Annotated in this window: 20 protein-coding genes; 7 read left to right on the top strand and 13 right to left on the bottom strand. The window is 62.4% G+C overall.

The features are described from left to right. Positions 1–5: 5 nt before the first annotated feature. Complete coding sequence (locus AB7951_RS03255; RefSeq protein WP_120287047.1) at positions 6–1,763, bottom strand: acyl-CoA dehydrogenase family protein; 1,758 nt, start codon at positions 1,761–1,763, stop codon at positions 6–8. Positions 1,764–1,854: 91 nt separating this feature from the next. On the opposite strand from AB7951_RS03255, the gene AB7951_RS03250 reads away from it, so the two are divergent. Together AB7951_RS03250 and AB7951_RS03245 are read left to right on the top strand one after the other, a co-directional pair. After that, positions 1,855–2,556: an SDR family NAD(P)-dependent oxidoreductase gene (locus AB7951_RS03250; RefSeq protein ID WP_120287048.1), complete on the top strand. Its 702-nt coding sequence runs from the start codon at positions 1,855–1,857 to the stop codon at positions 2,554–2,556. Positions 2,557–2,577: 21 nt separating this feature from the next. After that, on the top strand, positions 2,578–3,411 hold the full coding sequence (locus AB7951_RS03245; RefSeq protein ID WP_120287049.1) for an enoyl-CoA hydratase: 834 nt from the start codon (positions 2,578–2,580) through the stop codon (positions 3,409–3,411). Positions 3,412–3,542: 131 nt separating this feature from the next. Here AB7951_RS03245 and AB7951_RS03240 read toward each other — a convergent pair whose 3' ends face one another. After that, positions 3,543–4,433 carry a LysR substrate-binding domain-containing protein gene (locus tag AB7951_RS03240; protein WP_441255657.1) on the bottom strand — a complete coding sequence of 297 codons (891 nt, stop codon included), beginning with the start codon at positions 4,431–4,433 and terminating at the stop codon, positions 3,543–3,545. Between the two features lie 118 nt (positions 4,434–4,551). On the opposite strand from AB7951_RS03240, the gene AB7951_RS03235 reads away from it, so the two are divergent. Next, positions 4,552–5,391, top strand: a complete 840-nt coding sequence (locus AB7951_RS03235; RefSeq protein ID WP_120287051.1) for an oxidoreductase — start codon at positions 4,552–4,554, stop codon at positions 5,389–5,391. Between the two features lie 108 nt (positions 5,392–5,499). On the opposite strand, the gene AB7951_RS03230 is transcribed toward AB7951_RS03235, so the two are convergent. Together AB7951_RS03230 and AB7951_RS03225 are read right to left on the bottom strand one after the other, a co-directional pair. Continuing rightward, on the bottom strand, positions 5,500–6,111 hold the full coding sequence (locus AB7951_RS03230; protein WP_120287052.1) for a GNAT family N-acetyltransferase: 612 nt from the start codon (positions 6,109–6,111) through the stop codon (positions 5,500–5,502). Positions 6,112–6,141: 30 nt separating this feature from the next. Then, on the bottom strand, positions 6,142–6,345 hold the full coding sequence (locus AB7951_RS03225) for a DUF1127 domain-containing protein (protein WP_120287053.1): 204 nt from the start codon (positions 6,343–6,345) through the stop codon (positions 6,142–6,144). 136 nt (positions 6,346–6,481) lie between these two features. Between AB7951_RS03225 and AB7951_RS03220 the strand changes: the two genes are divergently transcribed. From AB7951_RS03220 to AB7951_RS03210, 3 genes are all read left to right on the top strand, one after another. Continuing rightward, entirely contained in the window at positions 6,482–7,396 is a 915-nt protein-coding gene (locus AB7951_RS03220; protein ID WP_120287054.1) for a transcriptional regulator GcvA, read from the top strand. Positions 7,397–7,482: 86 nt separating this feature from the next. Continuing rightward, positions 7,483–8,454 carry an MBL fold metallo-hydrolase gene (locus AB7951_RS03215; protein WP_158596716.1) on the top strand — a complete coding sequence of 324 codons (972 nt, stop codon included), beginning with the start codon at positions 7,483–7,485 and terminating at the stop codon, positions 8,452–8,454. Next, positions 8,451–8,939: a CinA family protein gene (locus AB7951_RS03210; RefSeq protein ID WP_120287056.1), complete on the top strand. Its 489-nt coding sequence runs from the start codon at positions 8,451–8,453 to the stop codon at positions 8,937–8,939. The genes AB7951_RS03215 and AB7951_RS03210 overlap by 4 nt, the downstream gene beginning before the upstream one ends. Positions 8,940–8,946: 7 nt before the next feature. On the opposite strand, the gene AB7951_RS03205 is transcribed toward AB7951_RS03210, so the two are convergent. The 7 genes from AB7951_RS03205 to AB7951_RS03175 all read right to left on the bottom strand — a co-directional run bounded on the left by AB7951_RS03205 (position 8,947) and on the right by AB7951_RS03175 (position 16,307). Next, complete coding sequence (locus AB7951_RS03205; protein WP_093757055.1) at positions 8,947–9,930, bottom strand: ABC transporter ATP-binding protein; 984 nt, start codon at positions 9,928–9,930, stop codon at positions 8,947–8,949. Beyond that, a complete protein-coding gene (locus tag AB7951_RS03200; protein WP_120287057.1) occupies positions 9,927–11,342 on the bottom strand; it encodes an amidase in 1,416 nt (471 codons plus the stop codon). The genes AB7951_RS03205 and AB7951_RS03200 overlap by 4 nt, the downstream gene beginning before the upstream one ends. Further along, positions 11,339–11,536 carry a hypothetical protein gene (locus AB7951_RS03195; RefSeq protein ID WP_120287058.1) on the bottom strand — a complete coding sequence of 66 codons (198 nt, stop codon included), beginning with the start codon at positions 11,534–11,536 and terminating at the stop codon, positions 11,339–11,341. The genes AB7951_RS03200 and AB7951_RS03195 overlap by 4 nt, the downstream gene beginning before the upstream one ends. Position 11,537: 1 nt before the next feature. Further along, the gene (locus tag AB7951_RS03190) at positions 11,538–12,599 is read right to left on the bottom strand and encodes an oligopeptide/dipeptide ABC transporter ATP-binding protein (protein WP_120287059.1); all 1,062 of its coding nucleotides are present in this window, start codon (positions 12,597–12,599) and stop codon (positions 11,538–11,540) included. A 4-nt stretch (positions 12,600–12,603) separates the two neighbouring features. Beyond that, the gene (locus AB7951_RS03185; protein WP_170849596.1) at positions 12,604–13,482 is read right to left on the bottom strand and encodes an ABC transporter permease; all 879 of its coding nucleotides are present in this window, start codon (positions 13,480–13,482) and stop codon (positions 12,604–12,606) included. Between the two features lie 28 nt (positions 13,483–13,510). After that, entirely contained in the window at positions 13,511–14,464 is a 954-nt protein-coding gene (locus AB7951_RS03180; protein WP_120287060.1) for an ABC transporter permease, read from the bottom strand. A gap of 175 nt (positions 14,465–14,639) precedes the next feature. Continuing rightward, positions 14,640–16,307 carry an ABC transporter substrate-binding protein gene (locus tag AB7951_RS03175; protein WP_120287061.1) on the bottom strand — a complete coding sequence of 556 codons (1,668 nt, stop codon included), beginning with the start codon at positions 16,305–16,307 and terminating at the stop codon, positions 14,640–14,642. 234 nt (positions 16,308–16,541) lie between these two features. Here AB7951_RS03175 and AB7951_RS03170 point away from each other — a divergent pair, with 234 nt between their 5' ends. Further along, entirely contained in the window at positions 16,542–18,140 is a 1,599-nt protein-coding gene (locus AB7951_RS03170) for an ABC transporter substrate-binding protein (RefSeq protein WP_120287062.1), read from the top strand. 135 nt (positions 18,141–18,275) lie between these two features. Here the strand turns inward: AB7951_RS03170 and AB7951_RS03165 are convergent, their stop codons facing one another. Continuing rightward, positions 18,276–19,862: an alpha-amylase family glycosyl hydrolase gene (locus AB7951_RS03165; protein ID WP_120287063.1), complete on the bottom strand. Its 1,587-nt coding sequence runs from the start codon at positions 19,860–19,862 to the stop codon at positions 18,276–18,278. 87 nt (positions 19,863–19,949) lie between these two features. After that, positions 19,950–20,222, bottom strand: a complete 273-nt coding sequence (locus AB7951_RS03160) for a hypothetical protein (protein WP_120287064.1) — start codon at positions 20,220–20,222, stop codon at positions 19,950–19,952. Between the last annotated feature and the right edge of the window lie 78 nt (positions 20,223–20,300).

Here is a 20,300-nt window from a genome sequence, read left to right as displayed (position 1 = left end):
TCAGGTCAGGCCATCACCAGCCTGCCGGCTTCCGCCATGCCGACGTCGCGCTCGCCGAGCAGATGCGCGACGATCTGCTTCTGGGTTTCGCTTTCGATGACCGCAAACGGATCGGGCGCCATCAGGCGATGCTCAATTACGAGACGTGACATCAACAGGCGCCGCGCATCGCCGCGTCGTGCATGAATGCGATGCGCTTCCCAAGTGAGTGCCACGGCACTGGCCACATGATACAGCGAACTCGTTGCGCGGCGCGCATCTCCTTCGTTATCCGACCGCGCGGCAACCTCGCGCGCGAAACCAATGGCCTTGTCGGTCAGACCGCGCAGACGATCCCGCCATGCCTGCGGTACGCTCGGAGAATCGTCCAGCCGCGCATGCAAATCGGCGGCAAGCGCGGCTTCCGCGCCATGCCGCCCAACCGCACGCGTCAGCGCATCGAGCGCAACGATATTGCCGGTGCCCTCCCAGATCGAGCCGAGATGCGCATCGCGCAGCAGCCGCGCGGTGGCGAATTCCTCGATGTAGCCGACACCGCCACGCATCTCCATCGCGTCGCCGCAGACCTTGCGCGCGTCACGCGTCGCACGGAATTTCAGAGTCGGCGTCAGGATCCGCAGCAGTGCTGCAGCATCCTGGCTGCCGGCCTCGGCACGGTCCAGCGCATCCGCGGTGAGAAAGCTCATCGACAGCGCCTGCTCGGTCGCCACCACGATCTTCATCAACTGCCGCCGCGCCAGCGGCATGTCGATAATGCGCTGGCCGAACACGACACGTCCACGCGCGACTGCCATCGCATCGTGCCAGGCGCGGCGCATCAGCGAGGTCGACTTCACGCCATTCGAGAGACGCGACGAGTTCACCATCTCGGCCATCTGCACGAAACCGCGATCGAGCTTACCAACAGCATATGCAATGGCGCCTTCGAGCTTGATCTCACCTGACGCCATCGACCGCGTGCCGAGCTTGTCCTTCAGACGCACGATCCGGTAGTGATTGGACGTGCCGTCATCGAGCGTCCGCGGCATCAGGAACAGGCCGACGCCCTTGGTGCCGCCGACCGCACCTTCCGGCCGCGCCAGCAGCATCACGACTTTCGCATCGGCATTGGAGCAGAACCACTTCTCACCATAGAGACGCCAGTGATCGCCCTCCTGCACGGCAGATGTCGTCAGTTTGCCGACGTCGGAGCCGCCTTCCTTCTCGGTCATGAACTGACCACCCTGGGTCAGCTTGCTCATGTCGGTTTGCGTCAGCCCGTCGAGATATTTGGCCTTCAGCGCATCGTCGCCGTAATTCGACAGCAGTTTCGCAGCGCCATCGGTGACATTGATGGGACACCCCATGCCGAACTCGGCCTGATTGAACAGGAACGTAAAGGCGTGCTTGGCTGTCACCGGATAGGTCGAGGGCCAGCCCATGATGCCCTTGCGATGCGACAAAGCGTGAATGCCGAACTCGCCGAAGGCTGCGTTCTCAAGCTCGCGATAGGCCGGGTGATATTCCACCCATTGGACGTCCTGGCCGAACTTGTCGCGCTGGTGCAGCACGGGCCCATGCTTGTCGGCCATCCGCCCGGCTTCATCGAGCGGGCCACCGACAAGACCGCCCAGCCGATCGAGATGCGGCTCGATGTGGTTGAACAGATCCTCCGGCAGATGGATACGCAGCAGATCGGTCAGTGCCGGATCGGCGCGGTAAAAATTCATGCCGGACGTGTCGGGTGCAATCAGATTGGCGGCGATCTGGGCGTGGGCGTTCATGACGGCCTCTTGTGTTTGGCAGTTGCGTTTCCATCTTCATCATGCGCCTGCCGCGCCAGCGAATAAAGTGCCCCAGCCGGAGATTTGATCCATGGAAATTCCGCATTATGAAACTGCTTTGATCGTCGGCGTCGGTGAGGGCATCAGCGCATCGCTGGCGAGGCTGCTGTCCAAACAGGGCATCCGCGTCGCACTCGCCGCCCGCAATCCCGGCAAGCTGGATGCGCTGTGCCAGGAGACCGGCGCCAAGGCCTTTGCCTGCGACGCGACCCAGGCTGGAGATGTCGCCAAATTGTTTGCAGATGCCGAACGCCAGATCGGCGCGCCCGATATCGTCGTTTACAATGCCAGCCAGCGCGCCCGCGGACCTTTCATCGAGCTCGCACCTCCCGATGTTGCACAATCCATCGCAGTTAGCGCCTTCGGCGGATTTCTGGTCGCACAACAGGCATTGCAGCGCATGTTGCCCAACAAGCACGGCGCCATCCTGTTCACCGGTGCCTCCGCGAGTATCAAGGGCTTTGCGCAATCGGCCCCCTTCGCCATGGGCAAGTTCGCTTTGCGCGGCATGGCGCAGTCGTTGGCCCGCGAGTTTGCACCGCAAGGGATCCACATCGCCCACTTTGTCATCGATGGCGGCATTCGCAGTTCGGTGCGAATCGAGCCCGCGGACAGGCCGGATTCGATGCTCGACCCCGATGCCATCGCCATGAATTACTGGAACGTGCTACAGCAGCCGCGCAGTGCCTGGAGTTCGGAGCTCGAAATCCGTCCATGGGTCGAGAAATTCTGACGCGAGAACGGGGCGAGATACATGAGTGAAGCCGCAAAGATCATCGACACCGGCACCAGTGAACTGCTGTGTGAGATCCGCGAGCGCGTTGCCGTCATCACCCTGAACCGGCCGGAAGCGCGCAACTCGCTGTCGGATCATCTCACGCCCGCATTGCGCACGATGATCCGCACCTGCGGCGAAAACCCCGATGTCGGCGCGCTCCTGATTACCGGCGCCGGCACCGCCTTCTGCTCCGGCGGTGACGTGAAGGGCATGGGCGCGCACCGCAAGCAGGCGGTGCTGGAGATGTCGTTCGACGAGCGCGTCACTGACCTGCAGGAGCGTCAACGCCTGCTGACCGGCGCCCTTATTGCCGTGCGCAAGCCCACCATTGCCGCCCTGCCCGGCCCCGCCGCGGGTGCAGGTCTCGCCATCGCCATGGCCTGCGACATCCGCATCGCCGCGCAATCGGCTTTCGTCTCGACAGGCTATCTGCGCGTCGGTCTCAGCGGCGATTACGGCATCGCCTGGCTGTTGACGCGCCTTGTCGGCACGGCCCGCGCGCGCGAGCTGATGTTCACTGCCGAAAAAGTCGAGGCAACCCGCGCCGAAGCCATCGGGTTGTTCAACCGCGTGGTGCCAGACGACAGGCTGCAGGACGAGGCTTTCACACTGGCGCGCGGCATGGCGCAGGGGCCGACGCTGGCGCTGCGCTACATGAAGGACAATCTCGACGAAGCGCTCGCATTCGATTTCACGACGGCACGGGATCATGAGGCGGAGAGGCTGATCCGCACCACCATGACGGCGGATCATCGCGAGGCGGTGCAAGCCTTCATCGAGAAGCGTAAGCCAAACTTCTCTGGCAACTAGGGGAATAGCCTCTCCCACGTCGTTGCCGGGCTTGACCCGGCAATCCACCTGTTGGAACAGTGCGCATGCGGTCAAGATGGATACGCGGGTCAAGCCCGCGTATGACGACTGAGAGCAAAGCGCATGAAACTTCAACCCACCGTCCTGGCGAAATCGACAAACGCCCGCAATGCCGCCGGCAATTGTCGGCGGCTTGGATAATACATGAAGAAGCCGGGATAGGCCGGGCACCAGTCAGCGAGGACTCGCACCAGCTTGCGCTTGGCGATCAACTCCTCGACCTGCCCTTCGAACACGTAAGCCAGTCCGGCTCCGTCCAGCGCAGCGTCCACCATCAGGTCCTGATCGTTCAAAGTGAGCGTGCCCGCGACATCGATCTCGACCTCGATGCCACCGCGCTCGAACTCCCAGCGATACAGCGCGCCACCCCAGAAGCGATAGCGGATACACGGCAGGTCTTTCAGCTCGTGCGGCGTCTGCGGCGGCTTGTGTTGCTTGAAGAAGCCGGGTGACGCAACGACCGCCGATCGCTGCCGCGGGCCGATCGGCACGGCAATCATGTCCGCCGCAACAGTTTCGCCGAAGCGGATGCCCGCATCGAAACCGGCCAAGACCATGTCGACAAGACCGTCATTCACGGCAATCTCGACATTGATCTCCGGATAGGCTTTCAGAAATCGCGTGACGATCGGCAGCAGCACGAGCTGTGCGGATTGCCGGGCGGCGTTGAAGCGCAACGTCCCCGCCGGCTTGCCGCGAAAATGGTTGAGGTCCTCCAGCGCATCATTGATGTCCTGAAACGCCGGACTGACCCGCGCGAACAGCCGCTCGCCCGCCTCCGTCAGCGCGACGCTCCGGGTGGTGCGATTGACCAGCCGGACATCAAGACGCTCCTCGATGCCGCGCAAGGCGTGGCTCAGCGCGGAGGCGGACACGCCAAGTTCAACGGCGGCATTGCGAAAGCTGCGATGCCGGGCAATCGCCAGAAAGGTGGCGAGGTCAGCCGGGCCGATCAAGCTCATTATTGAATCCCGCTCATGAACACATGGAATAAATAGAGGATTATTTCAGTTCTGGCGAGCCGCTAAGTGTTGCCCATCAGCCCTGCACTAACGCGGGGCCAACACAGGAGAGACCACCATGCGTGTCTGGTTCATCACAGGAGCATCCCGCGGTTTCGGCGCCCTCATCGCGGCAGAAGCCTTGGCCCAGGGCGATGCCGTCGTGGCAACGGCCCGCGATCCCAATGCTGTCACTGCACGTCTCGGCACCCATGAGCGCCTGCTGGCGACGCGGCTCGATGTCACCAGCGAGACCGAGGCCCATGAGGCCGCAGGTCAGGCCGTGAAGAAATTCGGCCGCATCGATGTGCTGGTCAACAATGCCGGTTATGGCCTGCTCGGCGCGATCGAGGAAGCCAGTGCCAAGGAAGTCGAACGCCTCTATGCCACCAACGTGTTCGGCCTGCTCGGCGTCACCCGTGCCGTGCTGCCGCATATGCGCCGGCAGGGCTCGGGTCACATTATGAACATTTCATCCGTCGGCGGATATGCCGGCTTCCCCGGCTGGGGCGTCTATGGCTCGACCAAGTTCGCGGTCGAAGGCATCAGTGAAGCACTGGCCGCCGAAGTCGCGCCGCTCGGCATCCATGTCACCGTGGTCGAACCCGGCTTCTTCCGCACCGACTTTCTGGACGATAACTCGCTGGTGCGTACCGCACTGGAGATCGGCGACTATCACGCCACCGTCGGCAAGACCCGCAACCACGCCGCCGACGTCAATCACGCGCAGCCCGGCGATCCCAGCAAGCTGGCGAAGGCCTTCATGCAGCTTGCAGCTGCCAAGACTCCTCCGATCCGTCTGCCGCTTGGCAGCGACACGGTTGCGCGGATTGAGAGCAAGCATGCTTTTGTCGAAAAGGAACTGGCTGCGTGGCGCGACGTGGCCACATCAACAGACTTCGCGAAAGGAACGGCATAGGCGCCGTCTTCAAGACACGCAGATGCGACGAAGCAATCCTGAGCTAGAGACGGATTGAATTGCTTCGTCGCATCACACCTTGCCTGAACGTGGCGAGCGTTGCCGCGCTTAGGCAAGTATCGGCTGCAGGGATTGCGCTGCGAGGCGCCAGACCGCACATGGGTTTGCGGTTGGCGCCGCATCGATCTGCTTTACGAAGCGCACCTGCTTCCAATCGCCCAGCGTCGGCGCGAATGTGAAGCCGGCCTTGCGGGCCAGTGCGAGCATTGCCTCGTTTGAGCGCAATGTATCCCCGAAGAGCTGGTCGGCTCCGAGCGCAGCAGCACGGCATTCCAGGTTAGATAAAAGGGCCGCGCCGATGCCCTGCCCTTGCATGGAATCGGCAACGGACAGGCCCAGTTCGAAACGGGACGTCGCTTCATCGAACGCGTAGCGGGCCTCACCGACAATGGTCTCCGAGCCATCGCGCGAGATCGTCGCGACGACCGAGAAACTGTCGGCTTCGCCGACATGGATGAACTTGTCGAGTTGCCCGGCCGGCAATTCGCTGGCGGCGCCCATCAGGCGATTGTAGCGCGACCGCACCGACAGGCCTCGGAAATAGGCCTGCAACGCGTCCGCATCGTGAAGCTCGACAAACCGAACCGTCACCGCAGCGCCGCTGCGTGACAACACCACATCGGAATACTGACCGAGGTCATCGAGGTTGAGATGTTGCATGACAGTTGCTCCCGGACGATCGGACCGTCCTTACGCGCGCCAGAACGGCTTGCTGGCCTCGGCCATCACGTCGCCCACCGAAAGGCCGGCGTCGTGGATGTCACGCTCGCTCCAATGGGCCAGTTCGCGGCGTTGATGGGCGCGCTCCCGCCAGACGTGGAACGTCTCGGCGATGGCCGCCACACTGAGCGGAGCATGATGATTTGTCATCGATTCATGGGTGCAAGTAGACATTTTGCTCTCCTGAAGCTAAATTTACTTGGGAAATATCGGCTTCATTCTCACATTGCACAAACGACATTGTGCACCGCGTCACATGACACAAACTCATGTGTGGCAAGAGCAGTGGATCGCCAGGGAGAGAGCGCGGATGAGCACCCGGTTGCCGTCACTCAACGGACTGCGCGCCTTCGAAGCCGCCGCACGCCATCTGAGCTTCACCAATGCGGCGAGCGAGTTGAACGTCACGCAGACGGCGATCAGCCATCAGATCAAGCGGCTGGAGGACGAACTCGGTCTCAAACTGTTCGTTCGGCAGAACCGCGCGCTCGCACTCACCCCGCAAGGACACGACTACCTGCCGGGCGTTCGCGCCGCCTTCAACGACCTGCGTCTTGCCACAGACCGGCTCAAGCGCCGCGACAATGATCACGTGCTGACCGTGAGCACGCTGGCATCGATGGCGTCGAAATGGCTGCTGCCGCGCATCTCAGCGTTCCAGAAAGCCCATCCCGATATCGATGTGCGCATCACGACATCGACCAGCATGGTCGATTTCAAGAGCGGCGATGTCGATGCTGCGATCCGCTACGGCCGCGGCCAGTGGCCGGGCTTGCGTGCCGACTGGCTGACGGCGGACGATCTGTTTCCGGTCTGCAGCCCGGCGCTTCGCTCCGGAAAGAAGGCGCTGCTGAAGCCGCAGGATCTCGCGGACTATACGCTGCTGCATTCAAGCGGCGGCTATGACGATGACTGGCGGCTCTGGCTCACCGCGGCCGGATTGCCGGCCGATATTTCGAAACAGCCGGGCCTGACCTTCGACATGATCTTCATGACCCTCCAGGCTGCGATCGACGGCCTCGGCGTCGCCATCGGTCGCACCACCTATGTGGAGGGCGATCTCGCCAAGGGCCGGCTGGTGGTGCCCTTCGACATGCGCATGCCCGCCGACGCTGGCTTCTATCTGGTGTCCCCCGAAGCCTCTTCCGACTCGCGGAAGCTGAAGGCCTTTCGCGACTGGCTGCTCTCCCAGGTCCCGCCGGAACGTGACCGTTCTGGCCGCTGATCGGCATTGTCGACATCACGTGTTCGCGAGCAGATCGCCATCCGAAACATGCTAGAAGTCTGGCCTGTTTCGGAATGGAGCTTGCGATGAATCGGACGACACTGGCTGCGGTTTTCACCCTTCTGGCGCTGGCGCCTGCGCTCGCACAGCAGGCGTCCACACCGCCGGCAGCACCGCCGCCGCCCGACTTCTCAAAGGTCGAGATCAAGACCACGGATCTCGGTGACGGCGTCTACATGCTCGAAGGCCAGGGTGGCAACATGACGCTGGCCACCGCCAAATCGGGCGCCATCCTCGTCGACAGCCAGTTTGCCCCGCTGCACGACAAGATCAAGGCGGCCATCGCCGCGGTGACACCGCAGCCGGTCAAGTATCTCGTCAACACGCATTTCCACGGCGACCATACCGGCGGCAACGAGGCCTTTGCCAATGAAGGCGCAACCATCGTCGCCAACGTCAAGGTCAGAACCCGCCTGAAAAAAGGCACCACGAATTTCCTGACCGGTGCACAGAATCCGCCCGCGCCGAAGGCGGCGCTCCCGACCAACACCTACACACATCAGCTCAAGCTCAGCCTGCGCGGCCGCATCGCCGAACTGCGCCACCCCGACAACGCGCATACCGATGGCGACACCTATGTCTACTTCAAGAGCGCCAACGTCATTGCGACCGGTGATACATTCACCAACGGCCGCTATCCCAATATCGACGTCCTCAACGGCGGCAATATCAAGGGCATGATCGCGGCGACCGACGCCTATCTGAAACTGGCGAATGACACCACCAAGATCGTTCCCGGCCACGGTCCGCTGGCCAACAAGGCTGCGCTGGTCGACTATCGCACCATGCTGGTGACGGCGCGCGATCGCATGACCAAGCTGATCAAGGACGGCAAGACCGAGGACGAGGTTCTGGCGGCCAAGCCATTCGCCGATCTCGACGCCAAATGGGCGCCGAACGAGACCGCCAGCAAGAATTTCATTCGCGCTGTCTATGGATCACTGGCGAAGAAGCCGTGGATTAGGCCCTGGTCTAAACCTTGGGGGAAGAAGTCATGAGAGATCTCATCCCCCTCGCCGAGAAGATCGCGATTGAACTGATCGCGCGCAAGCAGACCATCGGCATAGCTGAATCCTCGACCGGCGGTTTGATCTCCGCTGCACTGCTCGCAGTGCCCGGCGCCTCCGCCTATTTCATCGGCGGCGGCGTGATCTATACGCGCGATGCACGGCGCGTGTTGATGGATATTTCCGATGACGCGTTTAGGATACCGGGCATGCGCTCATCTTCAGAGCCCTACGCACAACTGCTGGCGACGCAGATCCGCACCCGCCTCGGCTGCGACTGGGGACTGTCGGAGACCGGCGCCACCGGCCCCTCCGGCAATCGTTATGGCGATGCCGCCGGCCATAGCTGCATGGCCGTCGCCGGCCCGCGGAACGAGGTCATGACGCTGGAGACCGGCAGTAATGACCGCTCCGGCAACATGCGCAGTTTCGCCCAGACGGCACTGACGTTCCTGCTGAAGAATTTGGCGGGGTAGGACAGCGTCAGGCCGGCACTGCCGCTGCCGCCTGCTCCGCCAGAATGCACCGCACCACACGATTGTCGGCGAGTTCGACATTCGGCGGCGGCGCCTCGACGCAGCGCGGCTGGGCGAATTTGCAGCGCGGCGCGAAGGAGCAATTCACCGGCGGCTTGTCCAGCGACGGCGGCGTACCGGGAATGGTCTCCAGACGCGCCCCGCGCTTGGCGCCGTGCACAGTGGAGGCCAGCAGCCCCTGCGGATAGGGATGCACGGCCGAGCGCACGATCTGGCTCAGCGTGCCCTGTTCGACGATCTGGCCGGCATACATCACGGCCACGCGATCGCAGATTTCGATGGCCACGCCGATATCGTGCGTGACGAAGATGATCGACATGCCGAATTCGCGCTGCAGCTCGCGCAGCAGCAACAGGATCTGGATCTGCACGGTGGCATCGAGCGCCGTGGTCGGCTCATCCGCGAGCAGGATCTTCGGCTTGCAGGCCAATGCCAGCGCGATCATTGCGCGCTGCCGCATGCCGCCGGACATTTCATGCGGATAGGCATCGAGGCGACGCTTGGCGGAGGGGATACGCACGACTTCGAGCATTTCGAGCGCGCGCTTCACGCCCTCGGCCTGGCTCTTGCCCTCGTGCCGCATCACGCTTTCGGCGATCTGCTGGCCGATCGTATAGACCGGATCCAGCGCCAGCGCCGGCTCCTGGAAGATCATCGACACCGTCTGGCCGCGAAACGCCGAGAGTTCGTCATCGTCGAGTGCCAGCACGTCCTTGCCGAGCACATTGACCGTGCCGGTGATCTGCGTGCGCTTCTTCGGCAGCAGCCGCATCAGCGCGCGCAAGGTGACGCTCTTGCCCGACCCGGACTCGCCGAGCAGCCCGAGCACCTCGCCTTCGCCGAGCGTCAGGTTGAGATCGTTGACTGCATAGACGGTGCGTTCGCCGCCGAACCGGACGTTGAGATTGCGAACCTCGACAAGATTGCTCATGCCAACTCCGGGCACTGTTTGTGGAAGTCCGTGGCGCGCTGGAATGCGGCACCGATCGTCAGCAGCGTCGCTTCATCGAACGGACGGCCGATCAGCTGCATGCCGACCGGTAGCTTCGACTTGGTGAAGCCGGCCGGGATCGAGAGACCGGGCAGACCGAGATAGTTAATCGGCCGCGTAAAGCGCGTCAGCCGCTGGATCATCGCTTCAGCACCCGAGCTGTTGCCGACATCGGTCTCGGCAATGGTCGGAGCCGCGCCAGGCGAGACCGGAGCGAGCACCGCATCAGTGCCGGTCACCGCAGCCAGATAGGCCGCAAGTGCCGGACCGCGCCAGCGCAGCGCCTCGATATAGGAGACGCCGGTGATCGCGAGACCGTTCTGCAGCCGCATCAGCACCTGCGCGCCATAATCCTGCGGGCGCTCGATCATCCAGCGCTTGTGCATCGCCGCAGCTTCCGTCGCGAGCACGAACTGGCAGGCCGCCGTGAGTTGACCCTGATTGGGCAGATCGACTTCGACGATCTTGACGCCTTCATCTTTCAGCGCCGCGATGGTATTCTGCAGAATGGCCGCCGTATCAGCGTCGAGATCGTCGACATAGAACGCCTTGGGAATGCCGACGGTCATGCCTTTGGCGGAGGCGCGCGTCGCCGCCATGTAGTCCGGCACAGGGCGCATGCTGGTGGTTGGATCGAGCGGATCGGCGCCAGCCATCAGGCCAGTCAACAGCGCGCAATCTTCCACGGTACGCGCCAGCGGACCGACCGTATCGAGCGATTGCGACAGCGGCATCGCGCCGGCGCGGCTGACCAGACCCACCGTCGTCTTCAAACCGGAGACGCCGCAGAAATGCGCCGGCAGGCGGATCGATCCGCCGGTGTCGGAGCCAAGCGCCGCAAATGTGAGACGCGCTGCAACGGCCGAGCCCGAACCTGACGATGAACCGCCGGTGACGTGATCGACATGCCACGGGTTATGCACGGCGCCGTAATGCACGTTATGGCCAAGCGGACCATAGGCGAATTCGACCATCTGCAGCGAACCGAGCCGCACCGTGCCGGCATCCTTCAAGCGCTGCAGCGACGTCGCCGTCGTGGTGGCCACCCAGTCGCGGCGGATGTGCGAGCCGCAGGTCACGACGTGTCCCTCGTCGTAATACATGTCCTTATGTGCCAGCGGCACGCCGTGCAGTACGCCGCGGCTTTGCCCGCTGGCGAGCGCCGCATCGGCTGCGTCTGCCGCCGTCAGCGCGGCATCGGCCTCGATCGACATGTAGGCGTTGAGGCTCGGCTGAGACTTCACAGCGCGATCGAGGCACGACTGCGTGGCCTCCCGCGAGGAGATTTTCTTGGTCGCGATGGCGTCGGCGACTTCCGTCAGCGACAGCAATGCGGGTTCGGTGACACTCATTTGGCAGCCTTCGTATTCTGAACGGCGAGGAAGGTCGCGGGCTCGAGATCGAACGGCAGGGTCCCGGCCACGGCCGCGAATCCTTCGAAGGCCGGGCCGATCGAATTGGCGATGCGCTCCGCAACCTCGTCGGATGCGGGAAGGCCGCTGACTTCGGTCAGCGCCTTGATCTGCTTGGCAGTCGGTTTGGTCATGTCAGTGCGCTCCTGCAGCAGGTGATTTGCTGTGGCCGGAACCCGGGATCGCCATGTAACAGGCGGCCTGATGGCCGGTCACAGTGATTTCAGTCAGCTTCGGCGTCGCCTCGCCGCACATCGCTTCGGCAAAGGGGCAGCGTGTGTGGAAGCGACAGCCGGACGGTGGATCGATCGGGTTCGGCGGGTCGCCGGTGATCGGCGGCGTTTCCGTGCGCTTGTCGGGATCGGACGACGGCATCGCGGCCAGGAGCGCGCGCGTGTAGGGGTGCGCCGGCTTGTCCCAGACCTCATCCACCGGGCCGAGTTCGACAACCTCGCCGAGATACATCACCAGCACGCGGTCGGAGATGTAGCGCACCACGTTGAGATCGTGGCTGATGAACAGATAGGTCAGGCCGAATTCGCGCTTGAGATCGACCAGCAGGTTGAGCACCTGTGCCTCGACCGATTTATCGAGCGCCGAGACCGCTTCATCGAGAATGACGAGACGCGGCGACAGCGCCAGCGCACGCGCGATGTTGACGCGCTGCCGCTGGCCGCCCGAGATTTCATGCGGATAGCGATTGGCGAAGGTCTCCGGCCGCAGGCCGACCTTCCCGAGCAGCTCCCGCGCCAGCAGTCGCGCGGCTTTGTCGGCCATGCCGTGCACCTTCGGTCCGAAGGCGATCGATTCTTCGATGGTCAGACGCGGGTTGAGCGAGGCATAGCTGTCCTGGAACACCATCTGCATGCCGCGGCGCAGCTCGCGTAACGAGAGCTCGCGCCCGACAGTGCGGCCGTCATAGATGATATCGCCGGAATTGCGCGGCATCAGATGCATCAGCAACCGCGCCGTCGTCGATTTTCCGCAGCCGGACTCGCCGACGATACCAACGGTTTCACCCTTGGCGATGGCGAACGACACATCGTCCACCGCGCGCACGGTCTTGCTCGGCGCGAACAATCCGCCGCGCACGGGGAAGTGCTTGGTCAGACTGACCACCTGTAACAGCGGCTGTGCAACACCGCCGATATCCTCCAGCGGCTCCAACTTGTCGATTTCTTCTACAATATCACTCATGCCATCAGTTCCGGATGTCCATGGCACTGCGCATGCCGTCGCTCAGCAGATTGAAACAGATCGACACGGCGAAGATCATCGCGCCAGGGAGTGCTGCCACCCATGGATTGACATAGATCGCCGTGCGCAGGGTGTTCAGCATCAGGCCCCATTCCGGTTCCGGCGGCTTGGTGCCGAGACCAAGGAACGACAGGCCCGCGGCGAGGATCATCGACACCGAGATCAGCCCTGTCGCGTAAACGAAGATGGAGCCCAGCACGTTGCCGAGCATGTGCACCCGCATGATGGTGAAGGCGTTCGCGCCGGAGGCACGCGCGGCTTCCACATAGTCCATGTTGCGCACGCCGGTCGTGACGCTTTCAGCGACACGCGTGATCTGCGGCACGAAGACGATGGTCAGCGACACGATCGAATTGACGATGCCGGCGCCCAGAGCGCCGGAAATCGCAATCGCCAGCAGCACCGACGGGAACGCGTAGAACACGTCGACGGTGCGCATGATCGCAGTGTTGAGCTTCCCGCCGACATAGCCGGCCACAACGCCAAGCCCCGTCCCGATGAAGAAGGCCAGGATTACCGGCAGGATGCCGATCAGCAGCGACAGTCGCCCGCCATAGATCAGGCGCGCCAGCATGTCGCGGCCGAGTTCGTCGGTGCCGAGCGGATAGTTGGGTGTGCCGATGAAACGCAAACGGCGAATCATGGAGCCCTGATAGGGATCTGCGAGATGCAGATAGGGCGCAAAGATCGCAGCCAGGAAGATCAGCAGCAGAATGAACGCGCAGGCCATGCTGACCTTGTCGCGCACGATGCGGCGGCCGACCGTGGCCCAATAGCCGCGGGCCTTGGTGGCAGGCGCCGCCTGCAGTGCAGTGTCTGTCATCGCGGTCATGAGAGGATATCCAGCATGGTCAGCTCCGCTTGATGCGCGGATCGATCGACGCCTGCGCGATATCGACCAGAAGATTGAGGAACACGAAGAACAGCGCCAGCACCAGGATCGTGCCCTGCAGCAGCGGCAGGTCGCGCTGGAAGATTGCGGAGTTCAAAAGAAGCCCCGAACCGGGCCACGAGAACACAGTCTCGATCAGGATCGAACCGCCGAGCATGTAGCCAAGCTGCAGGCCCATCACGGCCAGCGCCGTCGGCGCAGCGTTCTTGATGACGTGACGAAACACCTTGGTTTGCTGCAAGCCCTTGGCGCGCAGCGCTTCGACGAAATCCTGCGACAGGATATCGCCGGTAAGCGCGCGCACTGTGCGCGTCACGATGCCCATCGGAATGACCGATGTCGTGATCGCCGGCAGCACGAGATATTTGATGTGCTCCCAGTCCCAGGCCCATGAGCCCGAACCGCCCGGCCCGGCACCGACCGCAGGCAGCCAATTGAGCTGCACCGAGAAGATGATGACCAGCACCATGCCGAGCCAGTAATGCGGCACGGAGACGCCGGCGATGGCAATCGAGGTCGCGACCTTGTCGATCCAGGTATCGCGGAAGTAGCCGGCGATCAGCCCGAAGAACAGACCGAGCGTGAAGCCGATGGCGGCGGCGGCGATCGCCAGCGTCACGGTATTGCCGACGGCTTTCATCACCTCCGCCAGAACAGGACGTCCGGTGGCGATGGAGCTGCCGAGATCGCCGTGTAGCGCGCGCCACAGCCAAAGGCCGAACTGCACCGGCAGCGGACGATCGAAGCCGTAGGCGACGCGCAGTTGCTGCGCCAGCTCCTGCGATGCGTCAGCGGGAAGAATGGCAACGAGAGGATCCCCGGGCGTAATGTGCACCAGCAGGAAACACACCAGCGCCACGCTGAGGACGATAGGAATCACATAGACGACGCGTCGCGCGATGTAGACGAACACTGATCACCTTCGATTCAGAAACTCTGCCCCCTCGTTCGTCATGCCCGGGCCTGACCCGGGCATCCACGTCTTTGCAGCGAAGAAGGCGTGGATGGCCGGGTCAAGCCCGGCCATGACGTGGAGAGGTTCGCGCGAATATCGGCTGCACAATGTGCGGCCGATATTCGCTTGTTGCTTACGGCGTGATCGACACCGGCGAGAAGTCGACGAACCAGCTCTTCGGCTGTACGAAGCCCTTGATCTTCGGGCTTAGCGCACGCGGACCGACGTCGTGGGCCACGTAGAGGAAGGCTGCGTCGTCGACAGAAGCCGCGTGAAGCTCGGCCAGAGCCGCATCACGTGCCGTCGCGTCGAAGGTGGTGCGTGCCTTGGTCACCAGTTCATCGAACTTCGGATTGTTGATGAAGCCCCAATTGTTCGAGACCGGCGGTGCCATCGACGACTGCAGGAAGCGAACCAGTGCGAAGAACGGATCCATCGCCGCATAGGTGACGTTGGTGGCGTTGGAGCCGTTCGCCGAGGGATCCTTGACGCCGCGGCGCCAGTTGGTGAACAGCGTATTCCATTCGATGACGTCGAGCTTGACGTCGAAGTAGCACTCCGCCAGCGCCTGCTGCAGATATTCGTTCATCGGCAGCGGCAGCATCTGGCCGGAGCCGGACGCCGAGGTCTGCGTCTTCACTTCGAGCTTCTTGGTGGGACCGTAACCGGCTTCCTTCATCAACGCTTGTGCTGCCTTCAGATCATACTTGATTTCGAAGGTCGGCTTGCCGCGCCAGGGGTGACCGGGCTCGAAGGTCCCGCTCGCGGGCACCATCAGACCGGCGAGCAGACCATCCTTCAGACCTTCGCGATCGATGCAGAGATTGGCGGCCTTACGGACGCGGATGTCGTTCCACGGTGAGCCTTCGGCACGGGAGAACTGCCACGGCCAGACATGCGGCTGCTCGTTCTTCTCGATCTTGAAGCCACGCGCGGTGATTTCCTTGACCGCGTCTGGCGCCGGCGCCTCGACCCAGTCGACCTGCCCCGACAGCAGCGCAGCAGTGCGTGCGTTGGCTTCCGGCATCGGCAGCAACACCATCTTGTCGGTCTTCGGAACGCGGTCCTTGTTCCAGTAGGCGTCGTTCTTCACCAGTTCGAGACGCTCGCGCGGCGTGAACTTCGACATCTTCCACGGGCCGGTGCCGGAGGCTTCGCGCGCGAAGGCCGCCCATGCGGCCTGCGACTTGGCTTTGGCATCGGCGCCTTCGGCCTTGTCGAACAGCGCCTGCCACTTCGTCGGGCTCGCCATAAAGAGGTTGGTGAGATTGATCGGCAGGAAGGAGTCCGGCTCCTTCGTGGTCAACTCGACGGTCATGTCGTCGATCTTCTTGGCCGACACCAGGGTCGGCATGCGCGAGGCGGTCACACCGACCTGGCTGGCGTCGAACTGGACTGCATCTTGTTTGAGCACCTTGTCCACATTCCAGACCACAGCATCCGCATTGAAGGCCGAACCATCGTGGAAAGTGACGCCGGGACGCAGTTTGAAGGTCCACTTCTTCTTGTCGGCGTCGTCCACTGCCCACTCAGTGGCGAGCGCCGGGATAACAACACTCGCTTTGGTCGCGGACGACAGATCCCAGCCGGTCAGGCCGTCATACATCGTATTGCCGGTGAAACGATTGCCTTCGAAGCCCTGATCGGGCTGGCCAAGCGTGCGCGGAATATCGGCAGCGGTCATGCCGATGCGCAGCACCGTCTCGGCGCGCGCCACCTGTGGCAAGGTCAGGGCCGTGGCGAGCGTCAGCAACGTGATTGCTGCCGCGAGACGGCTCTTTGTCGGCTTTTCGATACGCATCGTAATCAGTCCCTCTTGGCTTTGGATGACACGTTGGCTTTGGCCAGTGTTGGTTTGTTCTAAACTGGCTAATTCTTATGCAACGCTTGTGCCAAGGCCTGCAACCTTGCAGCGCAATGACTCAAACTGCGGCACTGCAGCACACCAGCACACACCGACCGTTCCGCCTGCCCAATCTGGCATCAGGATTGCAGGTATCTGGCAGACAATATCCCACCATACGGAGTCTGGTTTATGCGCGTTCGAAGCTCGTTATTTGTTGCGGCCATCGCCGCCGCCATAGGTGCAGCCGCGCCGGCGCAAGCCGAAACGGTGGTGCGCTATGGCATCTCGATGGCGGACGTGCCGCTGACCACAGGCCAGCCTGATCGCGGCGCCGGAGGCTACCAGTTCACCGGCTACACGATCTACGATCCGCTCGTCGCCTGGGAAATGGATGTCGCCGATCGTCCCGGCAAACTCATTCCCGGCCTCGCCACCGAATGGAAGGTCGACGACACCGACAAGACCAAGTGGCGCTTCACCTTGCGCAAGGGCGTCAAGTTTCATGATGGCAGCGACTTCAACGCCGATGCGGTGATCTGGAATCTCGACAAGGTGCTGAACGAGAAGGCGCCGCAATTCGACAAGCGCCAGAGCGCGCAGGTAAAGACCCGCCTGCCCTCGGTCGCCAGCTATGCCAAGATCGATGATGGCACCGTCGAGATCACCACCAAGAGCGTCGACAGCTTCTTCCCCTATCAGATGCTGTGGTTCCTTGTCTCCAGCCCGGCTCAATATGAGAAGGTCGGCAAGGACTGGGACAAGTTCGCGTCGCAGCCCTCGGGCACCGGCCCTTTCAAGCTGACCAAGCTGGTGCCGCGTGAACTCGCTGAGCTCAGCAAAAACTCCGACTATTGGGACAAGAAGCGTATCCCGAAAGCTGACAAGCTCGTGCTCGTGCCGATGCCGGAGGCCCTCACCCGCACCAACGCGCTGCTCGCCGGTCAGGTCGATCTGATCGAGACCCCTGCTCCCGACGCTGTGCCGCAGCTCAAGGGCGCCGGCATGAAGATCGTCGACAACGTCACGCCGCATGTCTGGAATTATCACCTCAGCGTGCTGCCGGGTTCGCCCTGGACCGACGTCCGCCTGCGCAAGGCGCTGAACCTCGCCATCGATCGCGATGCCGTCGTCGCGCTGATGAACGGTCTCGCCAAGCCCGCTATCGGTCAGGTCGATCCGTCGAGCCCGTGGTTCGGCAAGCCGACCTTCAAGATCAAATATGATCTGGCCGAAGCCAAGAAGCTGGTGAAGGAAGCCGGCTACGGCCCGGAGAAGCCGCTGAAGGCGACCTTCATCATCGCCAATGGCGGCACCGGCCAAATGCTGTCATTGCCGATCAACGAATTCCTGCAGCAGAGCTTCAAGGAAATCGGCGTCGAGGTCGAATTCAAGGTCGTCGAACTCGAAGTGCTCTACACCGCGTGGCGCAAGGGCGCGGCTGACGAGAGCATGAAGGGCATCACGTCCAACAACATCGCCTACGTCACCTCGGATCCCTTGTACGCCATCGTCCGCTTTTTTCACTCCGGCCAGACCGCACCGGTCGGCGTGAACTGGGGCGGCTACAAGAACCCGAAGGTCGATGCGCTGATCGACGAAGCCAAGAACACCTTCGATCCGAAGAAGCAGGACGAGTTGCTGGCCGAAGCCCATGCGCAGATCGTCGACGACGCCGTGCTGGTCTGGGTCGTTCACGACACCAACCCGCATGCGCTGTCGCCGAAGGTGAAGAAGTTCGTGCAGGCCCAGCACTGGTTCCAGGACCTGACCACGATCGGTCTGGACTGAGCGCCCGGCTCTACGCAGCCTCGCAAGCATCAAGGCGCCGCCGAGACATCGGCGGCGCCTTCTGCTTTTATACGCCTTGCACTAAATTCGCGTCATGCCCGGGCTTGTCCCAGGCATGACGGCGGTGCAATTTACTCACCGCAGCCTGACGATCACGCCTTCATTGCCCGATAATTCCAGCGCGCCCGAAACATTCTCGCCATGGCGATCCAGTCCCGTCGCTAGCAATATTTCGCCGCCCCCCACATGCAATGATGCGGGCTCACCGCTGAGATTGAGGGCGATCAGAACCGTCTGCGCGTCATAGACGCGCCGATAGGCCAGCACATCGCCCTCAGCGTCCACAGGCTCATAGCCGCCGAACACCAGTTCAGGCATGTGCTTGCGCAAGTCGATCAGCTTCACATAGAGGCTGAGAATCGAATGGGGATCGGCCGCGAGAGCAGCGGCATTCTGATGGTGGTAGTCCGTGTCCAGCGGCAGCCAGGGCTCACCGGTCGTGAAACCCGCATGCTCGGTGGCACCCCATTGCATCGGCGTGCGGCATCCGTCGCGGCCGAGACCAATCCTAGGCACGTTCTTTTCGAACGGATCCTGAACCTGATCCGGTGCAATAGGCACCTGCTTCATGCCGATCTCGTCGCCATAATACAGCGTCGGCGTCCCGCGCAGTGTCAACAACAACATCGCAGCGACGCGTGCCTGAGCCATGCCAACCCGGCTGGCGACGCGCGGCCGGTCGTGATTGCCCAGCACCCAGTTAGGCCAGGCGCCGAGCGGCAGCGCGGCTTCGTAGCGCGCGATCAATTCGCTGATGGCAAAGGCATTCCACGGCGCGGAGAGCAGCGCGAAGTTGAACGGCAGATGTGCGCCCGACAGGTCATTGCCGTAATAGGCGACCAGCCGATCGAAAGGGAGATAGATCTCGCCGATCAGCACCCGATCGTCGAATTCGTCGATCACACGGCGCATTTCGGCGACCACATCCAGCGTCTCCGGCCGGTCGGTGGAATAGAGCGGCAGGAAAGCCTCGTGTGGCGGGCGCCCGGCCGTGAAATTCGGATTTATCGGGTTATCGCGAAATTCGGAATCCTTGATCAGATGCCAGATCACATCGACGCGGAAGCCATCGACGCCGCGTCGCATCCAGAACCGCATCACCTCATAGATGGCGTTGCGAACAGCAGGATTGCGCCAATTCAGGTCCGGCTGTTTGTCGAGAAAGGCGTGATAGTAATATTGCTGGGTGGCCTCGTCATACTGCCAGGAGCTGCCGCCGAATTCGGACATCCAGTTGGTCGGCGCGCTGCCGTCCGGCTTCGGATCGTGCCAGATATACCAATCGCGTTTGGGATTATCGCGTGACGACCGGCTTTCGACAAACCACGGATGCTGATCCGAGGTGTGGTTCGGCACCAGATCGAGAATAATCTTTAGACCATGACCGTGAGCCGCAGCCACCAGCGCGTCGAAATCGGCCGATGTACCGAAGATCGGATCGACGCCGATATAGTCTGATATGTCATAGCCGAAGTCTGCCATCGGAGACGGGAAGATCGGCGACAGCCAGATCGCGTCGATGCCGAGCCGCCGCAGATAAGGAAGCCGGCCGACGATGCCCGCGAGATCGCCGATACCGTCTCCATTGGAGTCCTGAAACGATCGCGGATAGATCTGATAGATGGTGCCGGCCTGCCACCAGACTGTCGCTGCAGTTGCCATGGTCCTGTCACTCAATGTTCTGAGGCTTCCATCACGCACGAAAAAACGGCCCTTCCGAGGAAGGGCCGCCTCTCGTTCGGCGCAATATTAGTAGCGTTCGATGACAGTACGACGTTCGACGCCGCCATCGTAATAGCCACGGTCACGATCACGGCTGCGCTTGATGATCACGGTCTCGTTGCGGTCACGGCGATCGCGGTAGTAACCGCGGTCATAATCGTCGCGATAGCGGTCGCGGCCGACGGCACCGACCGTAACGCCTCCCGGACCGACGCCGACGCCGAACTCCTGGGCCTTGGCTGGAATTGCGCTGCTAATGCCCGCCGCAGCAACGGCGATGATGGCAAGATGCTTAATCATGACGTGCTCCTCGTGTGTGAACCATGAGGGAGCAATCCCGCGCTGCAGGGTTAGTTCCGAGACGATAACAAAACGATC

Origin of the sequence: Tardiphaga sp. 285_C5_N1_2, from assembly GCF_052076065.1 — a bacterium.
GTDB lineage: Bacteria > Pseudomonadota > Alphaproteobacteria > Rhizobiales > Xanthobacteraceae > Tardiphaga > Tardiphaga robiniae.
This window is presented reverse-complemented; position numbering and strand designations above follow the sequence as displayed.

Coding starts and splice junctions, on each gene's coding strand:
- AB7951_RS03220 (WP_120287054.1), top strand. CDS start 6,482: ATGAGCACCCGGTTGCCGTCACTCAACGGACTGCGCGCCTTCGAAGCC.
- AB7951_RS03175 (WP_120287061.1), bottom strand. CDS start 16,307: ATGCGTATCGAAAAGCCGACAAAGAGCCGTCTCGCGGCAGCAATCACG.
- AB7951_RS03215 (WP_158596716.1), top strand. CDS start 7,483: ATGAATCGGACGACACTGGCTGCGGTTTTCACCCTTCTGGCGCTGGCG.
- AB7951_RS03190 (WP_120287059.1), bottom strand. CDS start 12,599: ATGAGTGATATTGTAGAAGAAATCGACAAGTTGGAGCCGCTGGAGGAT.
- AB7951_RS03235 (WP_120287051.1), top strand. CDS start 4,552: ATGCGTGTCTGGTTCATCACAGGAGCATCCCGCGGTTTCGGCGCCCTC.
- AB7951_RS03205 (WP_093757055.1), bottom strand. CDS start 9,930: ATGAGCAATCTTGTCGAGGTTCGCAATCTCAACGTCCGGTTCGGCGGC.
- AB7951_RS03185 (WP_170849596.1), bottom strand. CDS start 13,482: ATGACAGACACTGCACTGCAGGCGGCGCCTGCCACCAAGGCCCGCGGC.
- AB7951_RS03160 (WP_120287064.1), bottom strand. CDS start 20,222: ATGATTAAGCATCTTGCCATCATCGCCGTTGCTGCGGCGGGCATTAGC.
- AB7951_RS03200 (WP_120287057.1), bottom strand. CDS start 11,342: ATGAGTGTCACCGAACCCGCATTGCTGTCGCTGACGGAAGTCGCCGAC.
- AB7951_RS03240 (WP_441255657.1), bottom strand. CDS start 4,433: ATGAGCTTGATCGGCCCGGCTGACCTCGCCACCTTTCTGGCGATTGCC.
- AB7951_RS03250 (WP_120287048.1), top strand. CDS start 1,855: ATGGAAATTCCGCATTATGAAACTGCTTTGATCGTCGGCGTCGGTGAG.
- AB7951_RS03170 (WP_120287062.1), top strand. CDS start 16,542: ATGCGCGTTCGAAGCTCGTTATTTGTTGCGGCCATCGCCGCCGCCATA.
- AB7951_RS03255 (WP_120287047.1), bottom strand. CDS start 1,763: ATGAACGCCCACGCCCAGATCGCCGCCAATCTGATTGCACCCGACACG.
- AB7951_RS03245 (WP_120287049.1), top strand. CDS start 2,578: ATGAGTGAAGCCGCAAAGATCATCGACACCGGCACCAGTGAACTGCTG.
- AB7951_RS03225 (WP_120287053.1), bottom strand. CDS start 6,345: ATGTCTACTTGCACCCATGAATCGATGACAAATCATCATGCTCCGCTC.
- AB7951_RS03210 (WP_120287056.1), top strand. CDS start 8,451: ATGAGAGATCTCATCCCCCTCGCCGAGAAGATCGCGATTGAACTGATC.
- AB7951_RS03230 (WP_120287052.1), bottom strand. CDS start 6,111: ATGCAACATCTCAACCTCGATGACCTCGGTCAGTATTCCGATGTGGTG.
- AB7951_RS03165 (WP_120287063.1), bottom strand. CDS start 19,862: ATGGCAACTGCAGCGACAGTCTGGTGGCAGGCCGGCACCATCTATCAG.
- AB7951_RS03195 (WP_120287058.1), bottom strand. CDS start 11,536: ATGACCAAACCGACTGCCAAGCAGATCAAGGCGCTGACCGAAGTCAGC.